At 59.2% G+C, this 16,695-nt stretch carries 16 protein-coding genes and 5 pseudogenes; 10 read left to right on the top strand and 11 right to left on the bottom strand.

What is annotated here, in order from left to right; genetic code table 11:
- Positions 1-307: 307 nt before the first annotated feature.
- Both IVA98_RS08895 and IVA98_RS08890 read left to right on the top strand, forming a co-directional pair.
- Entirely contained in the window at positions 308-526 is a 219-nt protein-coding gene (locus IVA98_RS08895; RefSeq protein WP_247300624.1) for a hypothetical protein, read from the top strand.
- A gap of 8 nt (positions 527-534) precedes the next feature.
- Positions 535-687 (top strand): hypothetical protein, encoded by a 153-nt coding sequence (locus IVA98_RS08890; RefSeq protein ID WP_247354667.1) that lies wholly within the window; start codon positions 535-537, stop codon positions 685-687.
- 507 nt (positions 688-1,194) lie between these two features.
- Here the strand turns inward: IVA98_RS08890 and IVA98_RS37180 are convergent.
- The 3 genes and pseudogenes from IVA98_RS37180 to IVA98_RS08875 form a co-directional block, all read right to left on the bottom strand.
- A complete protein-coding gene (locus tag IVA98_RS37180) occupies positions 1,195-1,371 on the bottom strand; it encodes a GDCCVxC domain-containing (seleno)protein (RefSeq protein WP_346657695.1) in 177 nt (58 codons plus the stop codon).
- A 13-nt stretch (positions 1,372-1,384) separates the two neighbouring features.
- The gene (locus tag IVA98_RS37520) at positions 1,385-3,277 is read right to left on the bottom strand and encodes an FAD-dependent oxidoreductase (RefSeq protein WP_524536357.1); all 1,893 of its coding nucleotides are present in this window, start codon (positions 3,275-3,277) and stop codon (positions 1,385-1,387) included.
- A gap of 196 nt (positions 3,278-3,473) precedes the next feature.
- Positions 3,474-3,820, bottom strand: a pseudogene (locus IVA98_RS08875) (IS110 family transposase); the annotation flags it as partial.
- A gap of 353 nt (positions 3,821-4,173) precedes the next feature.
- Between IVA98_RS08875 and IVA98_RS08870 the strand changes: the two are divergent.
- The 7 genes and pseudogenes from IVA98_RS08870 to IVA98_RS08840 all read left to right on the top strand — a co-directional run bounded on the left by IVA98_RS08870 (position 4,174) and on the right by IVA98_RS08840 (position 9,153).
- Positions 4,174-4,455 carry a hypothetical protein gene (locus tag IVA98_RS08870; RefSeq protein WP_247300620.1) on the top strand — a complete coding sequence of 94 codons (282 nt, stop codon included), beginning with the start codon at positions 4,174-4,176 and terminating at the stop codon, positions 4,453-4,455.
- A gap of 37 nt (positions 4,456-4,492) precedes the next feature.
- Positions 4,493-4,723 (top strand): hypothetical protein, encoded by a 231-nt coding sequence (locus IVA98_RS08865; RefSeq protein WP_247300618.1) that lies wholly within the window; start codon positions 4,493-4,495, stop codon positions 4,721-4,723.
- Positions 4,724-4,865: 142 nt separating this feature from the next.
- Positions 4,866-5,105 (top strand): annotated as a pseudogene (locus tag IVA98_RS08860) (hypothetical protein); the annotation flags it as partial.
- Positions 5,106-5,383: 278 nt separating this feature from the next.
- Complete coding sequence (locus tag IVA98_RS08855; RefSeq protein WP_247300617.1) at positions 5,384-5,554, top strand: hypothetical protein; 171 nt, start codon at positions 5,384-5,386, stop codon at positions 5,552-5,554.
- Positions 5,555-6,283: 729 nt separating this feature from the next.
- Positions 6,284-6,703: a low affinity iron permease family protein gene (locus IVA98_RS36945; RefSeq protein WP_247300614.1), complete on the top strand. Its 420-nt coding sequence runs from the start codon at positions 6,284-6,286 to the stop codon at positions 6,701-6,703.
- A gap of 1,059 nt (positions 6,704-7,762) precedes the next feature.
- A complete protein-coding gene (locus IVA98_RS08845) occupies positions 7,763-8,197 on the top strand; it encodes a hypothetical protein (RefSeq protein WP_247300664.1) in 435 nt (144 codons plus the stop codon).
- A gap of 557 nt (positions 8,198-8,754) precedes the next feature.
- Positions 8,755-9,153, top strand: a complete 399-nt coding sequence (locus IVA98_RS08840; protein ID WP_247354666.1) for a hypothetical protein — start codon at positions 8,755-8,757, stop codon at positions 9,151-9,153.
- Positions 9,154-10,024: 871 nt separating this feature from the next.
- Here the strand turns inward: IVA98_RS08840 and IVA98_RS08835 are convergent.
- The 8 genes and pseudogenes from IVA98_RS08835 to IVA98_RS08795 form a co-directional block, all read right to left on the bottom strand.
- A complete protein-coding gene (locus IVA98_RS08835; RefSeq protein ID WP_346657693.1) occupies positions 10,025-10,603 on the bottom strand; it encodes an MFS transporter in 579 nt (192 codons plus the stop codon).
- Between the two features lie 705 nt (positions 10,604-11,308).
- Positions 11,309-11,728 carry a ribbon-helix-helix domain-containing protein gene (locus IVA98_RS08825; RefSeq protein WP_247354664.1) on the bottom strand — a complete coding sequence of 140 codons (420 nt, stop codon included), beginning with the start codon at positions 11,726-11,728 and terminating at the stop codon, positions 11,309-11,311.
- Between the two features lie 526 nt (positions 11,729-12,254).
- Positions 12,255-12,431 (bottom strand): GMC oxidoreductase, encoded by a 177-nt coding sequence (locus tag IVA98_RS08820; protein WP_247354663.1) that lies wholly within the window; start codon positions 12,429-12,431, stop codon positions 12,255-12,257.
- Positions 12,391-12,876: a hypothetical protein gene (locus IVA98_RS08815; RefSeq protein WP_247301073.1), complete on the bottom strand. Its 486-nt coding sequence runs from the start codon at positions 12,874-12,876 to the stop codon at positions 12,391-12,393. Before IVA98_RS08815 ends, IVA98_RS08820 begins: the two co-directional genes overlap by 41 nt.
- A gap of 621 nt (positions 12,877-13,497) precedes the next feature.
- A pseudogene (locus IVA98_RS08810) lies at positions 13,498-14,039 on the bottom strand (efflux RND transporter permease subunit); the annotation flags it as partial.
- Between the two features lie 58 nt (positions 14,040-14,097).
- Positions 14,098-14,280, bottom strand: a pseudogene (locus tag IVA98_RS08805) (alpha-hydroxy-acid oxidizing protein); the annotation flags it as partial.
- Between the two features lie 13 nt (positions 14,281-14,293).
- A pseudogene (locus IVA98_RS08800) lies at positions 14,294-14,621 on the bottom strand (IclR family transcriptional regulator domain-containing protein).
- 203 nt (positions 14,622-14,824) lie between these two features.
- Positions 14,825-15,763, bottom strand: a complete 939-nt coding sequence (locus tag IVA98_RS08795) for a metallophosphoesterase (RefSeq protein ID WP_247301075.1) — start codon at positions 15,761-15,763, stop codon at positions 14,825-14,827.
- 101 nt (positions 15,764-15,864) lie between these two features.
- Between IVA98_RS08795 and IVA98_RS08790 the strand changes: the two genes are divergently transcribed.
- Positions 15,865-16,353: a cytidylyltransferase family protein gene (locus IVA98_RS08790; protein ID WP_247301076.1), complete on the top strand. Its 489-nt coding sequence runs from the start codon at positions 15,865-15,867 to the stop codon at positions 16,351-16,353.
- The last annotated feature ends 342 nt before the right edge of the window (positions 16,354-16,695 follow it).

The following is a 16,695-nucleotide window of genomic DNA, read 5'->3' as shown; positions in this document are numbered from 1 at the left end:
GATAATCTGCTCTTCCGTGAACCTTGCTCGCTTCATCCGTCCGTCCTTCTTCGGGGCGGACTCTAACTCCTTCTGGAGGAAATACTCAGTGGCAGGTCAGAGACACTCAAGCAAAGCGCAGGGGTGAAGAAGCCCGCCAGGTTTGCGCACTTGCCGGTGTTGGTGGCTCTGTCCTGACATACGCCGAATCCAAGGGCGGACGCGCGTTCAACGAGGAGAAGCGGCCGACTGCGGTGCGCGACGCTCAGGCAGGCTAGGAACTATCCCCGTTGGGACAGCTTGGTATCCAAAACGAAAAGGATCTCTTATGTCCACACAGATAGCGAAGACAGGAGCCGATGGAGGCCATCAAGTACCGCCACGTCGTCACGACGCCGGTAGCGGCGCGAACGAAACCGTCGATGGATTGGATGCGAGTACCGAAGCGTTGCGCCATGCTGCGGAAGACACGCCATCAGGTGCCTTGCCGGAGGATGTTGAGATTGTCCCGGTATTTGACCGCGCCGACTTAGCACCCAAAATTTAGGTGCAATCATGGTGCGGAAAAAGCACGGCATCATTATCGAAACACCCACGGAAGCGCGTCAAGCCGAACCCGGGCCCTCGATCCTCTTGCTGCTTCTCATTAGCGTAAGTGTCGCGGTGATCGCCATGGCCGCTGTCTGGTTCGTGTTCTTCCGTAGCTAGTGTCGAGTTTCTTTTGGCTTGGCCGGTTTTGCGGCCGTCATGCGGACAATTGTCACGCCCACGGCACTGAATCAGGCAACGTCTGTGCCATTCATTATGCGGATATGTTGCGGCCGATATACAATCCGAGCCAGTTCTGCGGGAGGCAGTCAACGTCGGAAAATCCAGGAGGCCCCCAACATCTGTCCTGCGCGGAATGCTCACCAGCGGCTGAGGCCGCTAGCCGCCTTGCTCCCATAATCGGCGTCGACGCGGTTGTCGGCTCCGCCGCTGCACTTCAACCACGCACCGCAGCTTCGGTGAGCTGCAACCAGCGCGCAGCACTACACTAGCGACAGCCTCTATGGCCCTTCAGACATCAGCATCGTTCGTTTAAGACTTTGCATGCGGTCCTTATCGCGTGGCGACACGGTGGCGACACGGCCCAAAAATAAGAAAGCCGCCCCAAAGGGCGGCTCTCTAAAACCTCACAAAATCACAGGTTTACTTGGTTGCGGGGAGGCGCAATCACCGATACCGACATTCGGTACAGGTTGCGATCTGAGCGAGGCGCCCCCCTGCCACTCGAACGCCGCGCTTTCCGCAGCCCTTGCAGTCCTGATAAAATAGGCAGGCATTCTTTGGCATCGGCTCAACCGCTTGATGGCCGCACTCCGGGCAAGTGAGGGTAGATTCAAGCTGCACCACATAGTCCCCCTCATTCTTGCCAAGATGGCTCGCTGTCTCGCAGACGCTTGCTACGGAGGGTATCGCCGGCGGGTTGTGCTGATCCACCCGTTTCCATTTCCCTGCACAGTTTAGCAAATATGTTGACTGAAGCGACCCTCGCGTCCCAACCCCCGTCCTCACTGGCGCATGGCTTATGGTCAACCCTGAAGTCCGATTTGGGTCGGCGAGCTAGTGATGGCCAGTCACGCAGGTGTTGGAGCGTCGACGAGGTCGCCGATACAGAAATGAGACATGTGGGCGACAGCTTCAGGACTGTGATAGTCACCGAATTCGGCAGTAGCTTCCTTGCCGGCATACATGCGGGCGATTCCTGCGCCACCGGGGTGATGGGGTGCCCACTCCGTGATATCGTAGACTTTTCCCCGGATGATGACCCAGCAGTCGTCCCGCGTTTTGTGCAGGGCGACTTCTTCGCGCGTGACCGGGCGTGGAGCCCTGGCGGGAGCAGCCGGTGTCCAGAGCTCGCGGGTATCGCGGGGTAGTTGGCCTTTGCGGCGCGGCGGAAGTTCCACGGCCCCAATCTCTTGGGAGGCAATTCGGCGCCGATGTTGCGGGCATCGTACGCATAGATCCAGGAGTCATCCTCACCGCCCCGCTTGTCGTGGGCAAACGCCGGGCTCACCCGCTCGTCGATCTTTTCGAGCAGAGCCTTCTGCTCAGCGGTGTCCTTGGCCCGCAAATGATCGAAGGCGAACTTGGAGCCGAGCTGGAATCGGGTCGCGCGATAATGCCGCACGCGTTCGTAGTGCAGCAGTGCTGTGGCCACATCGCGGCCGTGCAGGGTGAACGCGCAAGCGAGCGCGGCGGCGTCCTCGAAGGACTGCGCGGCGCCCTGGCCGAACGTCGGAAGCATCGGATGCGCCGCGTCGCCGAGCAGACAGATACGATCTTGCACCCAGGTTTCGAGGGCGTCACGATCGTAGAGGCCCCATTTCGTAGGTCGAACGATCGCGCCCGCCAAAGCGAGCAGATCGTCTCTGCTGGGGTGCCCAGTAAATGCTTCAGCCACCTCGCGAACGATCTCCTCGTGTCTGACAGGAAACCAGTCGCCCTCCTCCTGCTCGAATGCGGCAGAGTCCGGCTCATAGCGGGCGATCCACACGTTCAACAACTCGCCCCGGCGCACCCAATACGTTGTCGCCCCGCTCCGCTCGCTCCGGTGCCGGTCCATGCTGAAGGAGTGGATGGGGTTGTGGTCCAGCGGGCTACGGTCAGTCTTGCTGAGCGAGGCGACCACCGCCCGCGGAATAAGTCCACGGAAGCAGGTCACCTCCGTCCACCGCTTGGGACGCGGGTTCGGCCACGCCAGCTGCAAGGTGGCGGAGTTGATCCCGTCGGCGCCCACGAGAACCTCTCCCACGGCGCTTCGACCATTCGAAAAACTCGCCGTCACCTCGCCCGCGGTCTGATGCAACTGCGTCAGCCGACAGTCCATGTGCACGGTGATCGGGCACGGCGCCCCGCTTTCGGGACCGAACTCGAACACCCGCTTGTACAGGCACATCAACAGGTCCAGCCTGTGCATGTGATGAAATCCGGCGCTATCACCCGCGGCGGTGACATGATCGAACGGCCTCTGCGTCACGGTCCCGTCGGCGTTGAACTGCCGTGTCGACTCCAGAATTGCGGCCCGGCCACCGTCGATCACCCCGTCGGGGCCCCTGGGATCCCCGCCATCCAGGTCAACGCCCAGCCAACGACATATTCGCGCCCCGTTGGGCGGTACGTTCAACCCGGCGCCTGCAGTGCTCGGCACCTTGGTTTGCTCGTAGACATCGACCGAGGCGAAGACGCCGGACTCGCGCAGCGCCAACGCCGTCATCAACCCGCCCATTCCTGCGCCGATGATCACTGCCCGCATCTGTCGCCCTTCCGAAGTAAGCGAACGCACCGATTACCCAGCTCGTGGCGGAGTACGGTGGGTGCCGCTCGAATTAACTCGAGAGTAGCTTCGGGTTGACCAGCAATAAAGCAGCTTCTGGCGGAACCGGACGTGCTAACTTCACAATCGCCAACGAGCCCGCAGTAGCATGCTCGAGCTGCCTATCGGGATAGGGTTGCTCGACCGTCTTGGTCGGCACGAACCGCATGTTGGGTCTCGTGACCGCCTCGCAAATCGCCTCTGCGTCCTTGGTGTCGTTCTTCTGCCGCTTGACGTAGGGCGTCACGTACGCCGGAGGCATCAACCGCACCGTATGCCCCAACGCCTGCAGTTCGCGGGTCCAATACTGGGATGACGCGCAAGCCTCGATCCCCACCAGGCACGGCGGGAACTTCTCAAAACGACAGCATGAAACGGCCCCTGAGTTGGCGCCGGATCACCACCTGGCCAGCTGCATCGACGCCATGCACTTGAACGACCGACTTTCCAGATATCCAGACCGATCGTCGAAATTGACTGCACAGGCTGCTCCTCCGAATCGTGGGAGCCTCAAACGGCGCCCAATTCTTGGCACTCTCGTGCCCGTGGAGGAGCCGTCCACAGCATCAGAAGCGGAAGTCTCGCACGTAGTGCAGTCTCATTTTTCTGGCGAACACACGAACGATCATTCGAGCAAACCCGCCACTCGAAATGCGTGCGAAGGCCGTTCGGACCCAATCGCATTGACCGAATGCGATATCGACAGTTGCCGACTACACCATCGACGTCGCAACGGTGCAAACACCTTGCAGCGCAGCTACGGAACAATATTACATCTGAGAGATTCCAGGAACGAAACGGGTCGTCAGTCTTTCTCTGGGCTTTGGGAGGTGGCCATGACTTCTCAGACCATAGAAGGCGCGTGTGCGTTCGCTTGGCGGAATTACTTGCTGTTCCACAGCGGCATCAGCGAGAACGATAATAGGCGTTCTGCCCTCTATCGCTACGTCGCCAATGTTCGTGATACGGGTCGAGATGATTTCGATCTCTTGCAAATAGCGGCCGTCGCGTACTTAAAAAAACTGGATGAACTGCACGACGACCGCTGTGCGAGGCTCGCGGCAGATCAAGTCTTGGCTGAATGCTTAGAGTCACGCAGGGCACAACCCGCCACATAGCTTACGGCGAGAACATCAAAACGAGGGAGAGAAACGCATGGCAGACGAGACCGCTAACGAAAACCGTTTCGCGCGCGACCAACAAGGTCCCATCAGCGCAGCGACTGCAATCGGTATGAATGCCTTGAAGCCAATTATGCACTTTCAAGTCTCAATGTTGAGGATGTGGGCCGACAGTCTTGAGAGGTTGGCGGGCAATTACGAAAAGGGGTTCGAAGAAACCGCGACCGCCGTACAGGAACAGTCGAACAAGGAACGCGCCGCGTAAATTAACGCAATGGAGTCCACGAGCGTCGTTCGGCGACTCGGCAGGTTGCTTCCGGTTTGCCCGATGAACCGACAACAGAGACGCCGCCCGGACCTGTTGCTTGTACCGGTCTCATATTCGGGCAAATTCCTATTCAATATATGGCGGACTTGGCTGGCTAGAGGTAGAGTGCGCCCGCTGTAAGACCCGCGCCAGTCTCCCGCTAGAGGCCATCCACCGGCCGAAAGATACGCCGCTCTGGAAGCTGGAAGCTTCCCTCAGATGCCGACCATGTCGCACCGCCCGGTACGCGCCACCTCCCCGCATGGTCAAGCTAACCGAGACAAGGCAGATCACGCCTTGTAAGTGGGTCCATCCCCCAGGAGCGCTAATTTGCCGCTGAACGTCCCCACGCCAAACCGGAAGTCGCCGCCCGAAAGCTCGTCCAGCTCGCCGCCAGTGTCGTGCCCGTCCAGGACGGCCGCATCCATACTGAAAAAATCAACGCACCTTCCTCTACACGCTCAAAGCCAGCGGCGAGGAGGTCGGTGCCGGCCTAAAGCTCGCTATTGAGCGCGGCTGGCTGCAGCTGCACGAGAGCGGGACCTATGTTCGGCTCCGCGGCGGCGACATGATATAATCTTCTGGCGGCCTGATCGGGAACCACAAGGAGACTGATCCATGACGAAGGAAATCAAACAGTTTCGCAAGCAAGCTGAAAAGGCTGCGCGCGCAGCAAAGTCGGCTGCAGATGCCGGGGTGTCCGAGGAACTGCAGGCACTAGCACGCGCGTTCCAAAGCCAGGCCGACGTCCTGAAATCGAAAAAGCGAGCAGGCAAGAAGCAACGATGAGGCGGCCTTACTACGCCTCTTCCCTTTGAAACGGCTGGTAGGCCCGGGGGTCCTTGTTTATGCGGTTTCCGGATTGCATCAGATCAGCGAGTGTGGTTGCGGCTCGATCTATTCTGCGAACGGCTTCTGCCTGTTGGAGGCAGAAGCGAGTCATACTGAGGTCACGCCGCGCGGCCTGGACCTCGTGCAACACATGATCGAGTGCCTCCCCAACATTGTTCTTCTCAGCGGGTTCTGAACCGATACCGGCCGCGGCGCGGCGCACGGGCGTGCGTTGATCAGCCATTGGATCACTCTACCAGATGATGCTCGTCGCCAGGCGTCCCTGTCCACAGTCGGGACGGGTCCTGCTTTGTAGCGAACCCGCCCGCTGTGGCCGATCTACGGCTAATGTATGGAGTGCTGCCGCCATTCAAGGAACACAGGTTCCTTCTGTGCACGGTATCAGGAAGGTCGCGTGTGCCTGCCGCCGCGAAAGAAATGCGGCCTCAGCACTATATGCGCTGAGGGGGCGATGCCGAGGCCGCTGGAGGTGCTTGGCAGTAGGCGGATCGACAAGCGAATCGAGCTCGACGGATTCGTTCTGCTCGCTTCTGAACATTGGAACCACGAACTCGATTCGCAATCGCCTACCTCAACACCTATTTTCCCTGCATGCGCATGGCGTATGAGCTCTGCCTGGCGGCCAGCGGTAAGCAGGTTTCGTCAGGACTGGACTGAATTCGTGAGGTGAAGCACGACGGCTACCGGATGCTGGTCATCCGGGAGAACGAGCGCGCGCGCCTCCTCTCTCGAACCTACAAGAGCAGCGGTACGTTGATCGCCATGGCCCCGAGCGACGTCCGAGCCTGGTTGACCAATATCGGCGTGCTTGCCGCGCCGCCAGGCGCGTTCGCCGTGTTTCTCCTTTATGCCGCACTTTGGATCATCTTCGGCAATGGACGGGACTGGCACTCGCTTGCCACGCTTGCGACCTGGGGAATGACCCTCGTGATCCAGCGCGCCGAGCACCGCGACACACAGGCCATTCATGCGAAGCTCGACGGACTCTTGAAGGTTCATGACGATGCCAAAAACTCACTTATGAATATCGATGACAGGGACGCCGAGGAAGTCGAGCGAGAGCGAGCACAGGTCCGTACGTCGTGAGCTAATGATGCACTCGAATCACGTTGACCGCTCTTCCCTTCAGGTTCCAGAATTAACCCGCCACCGCAGCATCAAGCTTAACTGCAGACTTTGATTGCAGCGAAGCTGCGGAGCGCTAGCTTTTTATCGCCGGACATTGCCCTTGGTCCGGGTCCCCAAGTGTCGAAGCCGTCGCGCCACCATACTCGTCGCGGTGGCTTCCGCTGGGCTGTAGGCCTCTCGCGCGAGTTTCATTTGAAAAGGGCAGTCAGACCGCGAAACCATCGATCTCATTGAGATGCGTCGGCAACTCACGGCCCTGCGCTCGCAACACTCGGACAACCTTGCGATAGCATCGCTACTGAACCGCTTCCTCGTGAAGGTTGCATTCCTCTATGAGCCTAAAGACCCGGAGCATGAACAGTATCTCCGATCTAAGTTTGCACAGACGCTGAAGAAGGTAGAGGCGATCACCTCGCGCAGGCCAGCAGCGAAGCGATCAGCGACCATGAAGCCGCCAAAGTAACTCATTGCGCTTGTCGGCGGCTGCGCCGATGCAAAATGCAGTCGCGAAGTCGTCCTTCGCGCACTGGCGCCTTCGCGGCCAAGCTCAGCTCGAGCCAGCGTTGGGGAAGCCACTAACTTGTAGCAAGTGGCCGTAGTAATTCATGCCGACGCTCAGACACTCAGCTGAAATCTATGCAGCTCTAACTACTTGCACTGGGGAGTGTAGAGGAGCGGATATCCGCAGACATTGCAAGATGAGTCTGCAGATGCTGTTATCGCGCTCACTGTCGTAAGTGCGTCGCGGAGCATACATTGAGAGCGTGACAATTGGAGTCGAATTGGACCACGATTCAATGTTGGCTACTGCCATTGTGGTGTCAGCAGAGGCGCCCTCCCCTGGCTAGCCTGCTCAGCCGGCTTCAACCGCGGCCAGAAGCCGACTAGTTGGTCGGGTTCGCGTTTGAACTCTCCCGCGCCGTCATTATTGTGATTGGATTGCCAATTGCCGTTCGCGCGGCGCGGATGCTGTCGATGAACCAGCTTCGCGGCCGTGTTCAAACCAAGCGGACCACCATGTCCTCTAGCTCCAACACCAATATCGCCAAGAAAGCTCGCACGAAGGCTGAGGCGGATTTCGCCACTTGGCTCATGATGGCCAAGCTCGGTGGTTTCGATGACCTGCCGTCCAACGCCCAAAGCTTTCTGACCAATTATCGAGCCCGGCTCGAGATCATGAGCGAGGTCGAGTCCACGGCCCTGGCCGTTCGCGAAGTATACAGCGCTTATTACAGCGAGATGGGAGGTGTAGGCGCAGCTCCGGAACCAAAGGTTCGGACGCCAACGACACAGAGCAAAATCGTGCGGTCACAGAGACGGCTCAGAGTTCAACCCGGTCAATCGGCTGCACGCCATTCGACGGGGCCAATGACTCGAAAATCGGTGCCGGCATTGCTGATCTTCGCGGGCATGGTAGCACTGATTGCCGCTTTCATATTCCTAGCGCATTAAAATCGCCTGCCGACGTTTGCGATGTCCGATTCTCGCCCGATAGGGAATAATGGCGTAAATCGTGTGCCACGGAGAGCCGACGTGGCAACGGTTTTAGCGTTGTTCACTTCAGGGCCATCTGCATTGGCTTCGTGTCGAGAGACGAGCGGCGCAAGGGCCATATCAAAGCGGGCAGCAAAATCCCCGTAGCGATCCCCACAAAGTCGATTTCACGTTCAGGCTTCGCGGCGTGGAGTCGGGAAGGACGAAGAGGATTGACCCTAAAACGTCGTCGCGTCGGGAGGAGCCGTCCACAGCATCAATAGGCGACGTTCTACTCGGTCTATTACGCGGACAACTGAACCTCTATCCCGGGCCTCGCCCGCAGCCGCAGCCAAATCGGGTGGGACCGTCAGAGACTTAAACAGAGACGAAAGCGGAAAGAACATTGCTATGTCGCTCGGCGTTCCAATCGAACCGTCGAATGATGGCGCCAATTCATTGAATACAGCCGAGGGCAGCGGCTCTTGATCTCCTTCATCTGCAATGTGAGCATACGCGCGCCGAGATGACGCCTCATGGTCAGCGTCGCGAAGTGTGACGAACATTATAGAGTTGCTGAATCGAAAAATGGGATGGTCCCCCGCGCTGCAATCGAGCAGCCGCAAAAACCAGGGATCACGACAATGAAATCTTCTCGCCTCGCTTTAGCTCTAGCCGCCGCGCTCAGCCTAGGCGCCTTTGTTGGCTCTGCACAAATCTCTCCAGCCTCGGCCGGCCAGTGGGACTGGTTAGGAAATAAGCCATATGTCGACTGCGTGAAACGCGCTGACATGGCGCGCGTCGAAGCTCAGCGCGTGAGCTCAACGCCAGGAATCGCTGAAGCCATCCAAAAGAAGGGTGTAAATGATTGCAACCGTCTATACTATCCATCCAACGCCAACTCTTCTCACGCGCTCGGCAAGCGCAAAGGATGATACAGACACTCGCACCAAATCGGCCTTGAGTGCAGATCATGATGCGACAGAGACAATCGCAGAGCTGCAGGCTCAACGTGGAGAACATTGCGATCTTCGCAAATCGCGTGGGCGTTTGGATGAGGCAAGAAGGATCCGACAAGTGCTTTGAAGTCGCACGATGCTTGACACACCTTTCCAAGGCTGTGGACCGACACGTTCACGCCAGCGGCGCTCAAGTGACCGATAGCGGCCGCGCCAAAACAGAAAGATTGGCAACGTGGGGCTTCGCCTACTCGGCTTGAAGGTTGCCGAGGCAGGGATCGCCTTGGTTTCGGTCTCGAATACGCTTGGCGTTTACGGGCAAGAGCGGTGGAAGTGGATGACCAGGTTGGAAGCCGCTTTGCGAATTCGTCGCTCTTCTTGGTGAGCGCCGCGGCCTGCCGCGCGCAGTTCTGCCGACGAGTACGAAGCGGCGTCGATGTCCACAATAAAGCAAGTATCAGAGAGTGTGCGGGAGATGGGACGCAACGTTCGAGAATCTCTGGAGGAAGGCCAACAGTACAGCGCGTCGTCCCAAATTGTTCGTGACGTGGTCAGGGAAGCTCCTCTAGCTTCGCTGGCCGTCGCTTTCCTCATCGGGTATGTCATCGCGCGGCGGTAAAGCCGCCCAGCTAAGAGAGTAACAGGTACGTTCTGGACGCTGTGCAACTCGGAGTGACGCGCCCGCCCGATATAAGTCTCGCGCTTGATCGGCATTGGACTGGTCGCCCCAAGCGCCTCCTGCCAATTGGCGCCTTTTCGTCACTTGGCGATATTCGCAAGCGTAGCGTCGTGCCGCGCGCGCTGCGCCGATAAAGATGCCCGTGCGCCGGCAGTTGGACCTGTTGGATCAAACGGGGCCGCATCGCGCCCTTTGGTCGGCAAAGCCGTACCAAGCCAACGGGAGGGCCAATGCACAGAGAGCTGCCATCGGCAAGAACGCAGCTCCTGCATATCGAGCATAAAGAATGCCGGACAGCGATATCAACGCAGCGGTAACGAGGCCTGAACCAAAGGCATAAAGGGCTTGGGCGGTGGCGGCTACCGTCAGGGAGACAACTGCCCTCATCATGCCCATGCAAGCGAGATGGAGCAGCGCAAAGGTCAACCCGTGTAAGGGCTGAATCATTGAGAGAAGCACAATAGAAGTCGTCGCTCCTTCAATCAGCCAACGTATGATGCCGGCCGCGGCGGCTAAGATAGCCGCACCACGCACGCCAAACCGTTCAATCAACCCAGGACCAACGAAAAAGAAGACCAAAACTTCTGCCGCCACCGCTTCCGACCACAGAACGCTTATGACGGAAGTTCCTATTCCAGCGTCGCTCCACCGAATGACGGCAAATGCGTCGTGCATCGAGTGACTTCCATAGACCAAAGCGGAAACCAAAATCAGGATCCGAAATCGCGGGATCGCCAAAAAGAGCACCTACCTCTCCGAAGGCCAACGATGCCGCCGGCGCAGGTGGAGCGGCTTGAGCGTTAACAGCGGGCATAAACACTGTCGCGCTGGCCGCTGCGATCAGTAGGCTGGCATTCATCCAGATAACCGGCATGAGGTCAGCAGGATCGATCAGTTGTCCAACGACGATCGTGCCCACGACGAAGGCGGCCGAGCCCGAACCCCGTATCCAGCCGTATTCAAATGGCCTTCCGCCAGCCGACTGGGTGCAGCCGTGAAGCATGACGACGAGGGGAAGGGGCTCTCCTCGAGAGCGGCTCGGGATGAACAGCTTGTAGGCTCGAACTCCGGCCGCGCTGCGGAATGTGCCGGCAATGAATTGCGTCCCGTCGGGCGCGACATCCGACATGGACGGAGGAGCGCGCAATATCGGGCCTCGCAGACCGAGGCCAGCGAACTCTTGCATGTTGTCCAAAGGCGCGGGCCGTCCGCGCCGCTGCGCGGAAGCGGCCCGCGTGGCTGGGCGCCTTTCCTTCTCCCCGACCAGGTCGGCCTTCACCTCGATGGTCGGCGGCTCCAGCCGCGCTGGCGCCGGAGGGCCCGCGCGATCAAACGGTTCTGCGGCAGTTTCACCCCGGAGCATGCGCTGCAGAAGCGCAGTGGCCTCGACCAACTTGCCCGCACGCGTGAGACGAGTGGCCTCATGGATCGTATTTCGATTCAGCATCTGCTTTACCTCGTTCTGTCGGCAAGAGCGGCCTTGACCGCGGGAGTGGCATGGAGGGCTCCGAGCACCGAGACCGACGCGATGGTGGCGCGTGCCAGGTCGGGCGTGACGTCCTGGGCGATGGTTGCCAAGCCGAGAACGTTGATGTGCAGCATCTCGCCGGCGCGCTGAGCCGCTTCGAGATCCTGGCGGGTGAAGTTGCGTAGCCCGAGGTCCAAGCTGTGTCTGGCCGTCGACTGCTTGAGAACATCTGCATGCCGCTCGAGCTGATTGCGGATGGCCGTGCGAATGAAATCAGTGCGGTTCGAATAGAACCCTTCCTGCACCATCAGATCGACATGGCCGAGGTCCACGTAGCCAAGGTTGATCGTGATTTTCTCGGTGTCTGGGGCTTTGGGACGCAGGTCGCGAACATTGTCATACATCGAAACTATCCATTGCCCATCCCTGTGGATGGCGCCTAGAAGCTAATTGGATGGCTGGCGAGGTTTTTACAAGAGGAAGTTTTGCCATCCGACGAGACACTGGAGCCGACGATCAGCCACCACCGAGGGGTCGAAGGATCGGAAACTCGGAGCGGTTCAAGCCGATGAGGCTCCGGTATCGAGTAGCTGCGACACCGCGGCAGCCAACTGGGGCGGGGCAAAGGCCCTGCCGTCGACGCCCTGCAATTTCAGTCAGGGCGCGCCGGCGCTCGTCATGTAGACCACGGGAAAGCCAGGCGAGATTTCCCTGATCTGCTGCGCCAGCTCCCACCCAAGCCGGCCCATGCCGCGCTTTCTGGAGCCAACATCAGGTCCGTATCTATTCCCCTTGCGGTGCTGAGTCAGGGCAGCGGCAGACCAGGACGATCTGGCCAGTTAGACGTTCCATTTGTCCCCGGTCTCCCTCCAGCATTGGTCGAGTGGGGTAGCGCTTGCTTCTGGTTCTCCCGCGCTCGTCGCGATTTTCTCAGGTCGACTTTCGCAAGAAATCGCCGATTTTCTCCGCAATCCTGATCGTGGGAATATTAGTATTGGCCGCGGGCAGGCGCGGCATAATGGACGCATCCGCCACGTACAAGTTCGCGCTGCCAATCACTCGCCCGTCAGGATTGACCACCGCCGTGCGGTCGGCGGGATCGTCCATGCGGTCCGACCGGATGCCAAACGCCCAACACGCTCTGCCGCACGAAGGCTTCGAAGGCGCGGTCGTCCGCGAGCGTCGCCTGGAAGGCGGTGCCGTTGAGCAGCACCAGCCGGATCAGGAGCTGCCGGAGGCCGGCGGGCACGTCGAGCATCGGCCCGAGGATCGAGGCGACGATGCGGTTCGCGGTGCCATGCTTGCTTAGGCGCTTGATGAGCGGGGAATAGGAGGCGGGAAAGAAATCGCCGGCCCAGGGATTGAGCTGCGGATGCACCACGAGCCTTGCCAGCAGCCGGACGGCTGCCCCACACGGCCTACCGAGAAGAGACCCGACCGAAAACAGCGCGGGCACGAGAGCTCCGAAGCGGCCGCCAGCCCTGTCGTTGAAACAGCCGTTCGCAAGGTAGACCACGGAGAGCAAAACGGCCGTAGTGCGAAACCTAAACACGCAGCCGTCCAGCCTCTCGCGCGGTCGCGCGAGAGACCCGAGATGAATGTCGAACGCTTACCGAAATCTTGAAGAAGGTCATACGGCGCTGATCAGCCGCGTTCCGAGAAGCATCAGACGTAGCGGAGACAAAGGGCCGGGCGATCGCCGCCGGGCCGAGTAGAGGGAGGAAACGAGCGATAGGAAATCTCTCGCAAACGCCAAATGCGAAATTCGATCGAAGCAACCCAACGAACGACGTCCAGCAGCAGAACTATCGTACACATCAAAAGCATTTTCTGCGAAGTTGATGGCTTTGAGCGCCTTTTCCGGCATTTGCCGCGTCGTTAGATTTCGACAGCACCGCAAGGAATGCGTGCGTGACTTAGCAGGCCGATACCAGGCCCTTACCACACATCCATCTATCACTTGAAACGGTGCGCTGGAGAAATCGCGCCTATTTCCCGAGGGGCCGACCTCGACCGTCTCTACCTAACGCGCAGAGCACCTTTCTTCTGAAACTCGACAGATCGAACAGGAGCCTTGGCACTCTTTTGAGCGCAATCGCCCTGCCCTCGGTTGCGAGATGCAGAACTCGTATCAATCTGGCAAGACCGAGTTCTACGAATGCGTCTCGATGGTGCCGGTGAGGAGAAACTGCAGTTGCCGGCCGACCTCCGCTGGCGAAAGGCCGATGAGGTTCAGTCGATCCTGATCCGGGATGAAGCGGAGCACGGGCTTGCGATCACCCCAGTCGCGGTTCGCCTGGCGCACATCGGGAACGCCACGCATGATACCGAGCGCTTTTTCGGAGATGGCGTACAATTGCGCCGGATCAGGCCCCATGACCCGAAACTCGACCGGGAACGGGGTATAGGGTCCGAACACGAGCTGCGTGACGCGTACATTGGCCTCAGGTGCGAGCCCCTGTGACACCGCCTGTCCAAGCCGGTGCTTCAGATCTTCGCGCGCCTCCGTATGCGGCGTCAGCACGACGACCTTGGCGAAGGCCGGATCAGGCAGTTCCGGCGCCATCGCGAAGGCGAAGCGGGGCGCGCCCTGACCGACATAGCTCGTGACGATCTTGGCCTCGGGCTGATCGTGCAACCAGCGCTCGAGCTTCTCGACTGTGGCGGTCGTCGTCTCGTGCTGGTACCTTCCGGCAGCCGAACCTCCACCAGCACAGGCGAGTGCCGTTGGCGCGACAACGAGGGGCGCGGCGATCCTTCGGCCGAACGACACCGTGTCGAGATCGCGCCTGTCTTGCCCTGTCAGCACCGCGGGCACCAAGGTAATGGCGTCAAGCGAGGCACGCAGGCGGGTCAATGCCGTTTCGTCCTCCGAGCCGCGATCAATATAATCGAACAACCCGCGCGGGAGGAACCGTCGCGCGCGGCGGCGATAGTCGCTGGCATTGAGGAGCATCGGCATCGGCGTTTCAGGCGGCGTAGCGTTTGAACTTGGACTTCGAGATCGACTGTGAACACTGCTGAACGAGCTCGGCCTCGACACGCTCAGTGGTCCACCGCGTCGTGGGCACGGAGATGTTGACCGCGGCGATCGCCCGCCCGTGCTCGTCGATGATCGCCGCCGCGACGGAAATATCGCCCATGACGCTTTGGTTGATCTGGATCGAATAGGCGCGCTTGGCGGCGAGGTGCACCTGCTCCATGAGCTTACCGGGATGTAATCGTGTAAGGCGTGAGTGGCTCGAGCCGCGTACGCTTCAAGAGGTCCTGTTGCTCTGCCTCAGGAAGGGCCGCCAGGATGGCTATGCCGGAAGCCGTGAAGTAGGCCGGCGGATATGAGTTGTTATGGAAGAAGTCGGCCAGTGGCCGATGTGCACTTGCCAGGAAAGAAACTCATGCACTGCACAAATTGCGCAGTTGAATGACAGCGCCCCCCGCTCATGGCACTCAGTTACTGGTAGTGGACGCCGACCTATGACCTGTGGATCGCTTCGTGAGCGTCAGGTGCGACGTAAACGATGCAAGGTTATCTCCGGCGGGCAATTGAGGCGCACGGGAACGACGCTCGAGCCTGCACCAACGGAAGTATAGCCGGTCATATCGCCGTACTGCCAAGGCCCCGCCCCCATCCGTCTTGGCAGCACCGCCTCGAGCTTGATTGGAATGGATCCGGGAAGACAAATCTGACCGCCGTGAGTGTGTCCACTCAGCATGAGATCAAAATTTGCATGGGCAGCCTGGCGATAAACCTCCGGCGTGTGAGACAACAAGATCGAGAATTGACCGCGGGGTATCGAGAGAGCGGCTTTTTCAATGTTATCCACTCTGTAGAAGTGTGCATCGTCGATTCCCGCGAGATAGATCCGTTGGTGCTTCCGGACGATTGTTTCGCATTCGTTGAGCAGCACGCGAATGCCCATGGCTTCGAGCCCAGGAACCATCTGAATCGTATCGTGGTTGCCGAGCACGGCGTAGATTGGCTGTTTCAGATGACTTCCCAATCGCGCGACCCCATCCAGCGCGGGCTGGAAGGGCCCAAAAGTCCGACCCCGATAATCGCCAGTCAGGACACAGACATCGTACTGCATGCTGCCAACCAGCTCGATGACTCTGTTCATGGCAACTTCATTCATATCCACGTGGAGGTCGCTAATGTGGAGAATGGTGAAGCCCTCAAAGAGCGACGGTAATTTCTCGAACCTCAAGTCATTCCGCCTGACAAGAATCCGTTCTGCATTCTGGCATGCACGCCAATAAAGCCCCGTTGCCCGCAGAACATTTCGAATGATCCACTCGGCCCAGGATGAGTTTTCAAGATGGAAGAACGTGAGGCCCTGGCCAAAGACCTGAGCTTCATGATCTCGCTCAATCCCCAATCGCTGCCGCGCGTGGAGCGGCCCGAGACGGATCTCGAGCTTGCGCAGAATGTCTTCGTCCACCAGCTAGCCCCCTTGATCGGCCTTCAGGTAGATATACCGTATTCCCATGAGACCAGAACAGCCCGACCCGGGCGGATGCAACAATAAGCTAAGCTGAAGAAATGCAACTTGTGCCTATTTGTCAATTGCTGGTTTTAGTGACGTTGGCGAACGGCACACCGATCGTTGCGAAGAAGATTTTTGGCTCACATTTTTCCTTTCCGCTGGATGCCGGCACCATATTTTTTGATGGGCGGCCGTTGTTTGGACCATCGAAGACCATCCGCGGTATCTTGATTTCATTCCTCCTCACGACAGCAAGCGCCCCACTTATCGGGCGGGATCTGACGATTGGTGCAATCGTAGCGGTTGCGGCTATGGCGGGCGATTTGTTCTCCAGTTTCGCGAAGCGCCGCCTAAACTCTCCGCCTAGAAGCCAGGCACTCGGGCTCGATCAGATTCCCGAATCCTTATTTCCGATGCTGGCATGCCGCGGCGCACTTTCATTGACGATCGCAGACGTGGCGCTTGGCGTCGGGATTTTTTTTATTGGCGCGGTAATTCTGTCTCGTTTTCTATTTCGGGTCCATCTGCGCGACGAACCATATTAGCCCGCCGTTGCCCGAACGAAGGCAGTGCAGGGTGATTTCTGGTGGACAGTTGAGGCGAACAGGAAAGACGCTCGATCCAGCACCGACTGAGCGGAGAACATCGAGCGACGACGGGACCGGGACACAAAGGCACGAGAGCTCCAGGCCACGCGCTGCTAAGCAAGCATCGGCTCGTGCGTCCCACATAGAGAGCGCGATCAGCCGAGCCTCGCCGCACCTCAGCAGCATCCCGCGACGATCCCTGCATCGCAGTCTTTCGCGCCGTGGCTTCGCCAACCCGAGTCGCTCAGCAGCCTCAGCGCGAGTTTGAACGAGCCTTGCTCATCTTCAGAGTGAGCAAGT

The sequence above is a fragment of the Bradyrhizobium sp. 160 genome, from assembly GCF_023073735.1.
Lineage (GTDB): Bacteria > Pseudomonadota > Alphaproteobacteria > Rhizobiales > Xanthobacteraceae > Bradyrhizobium.
Note: the sequence above shows the minus strand (reverse complement) of the source record. Positions and strands in the feature narration are given on the sequence as shown.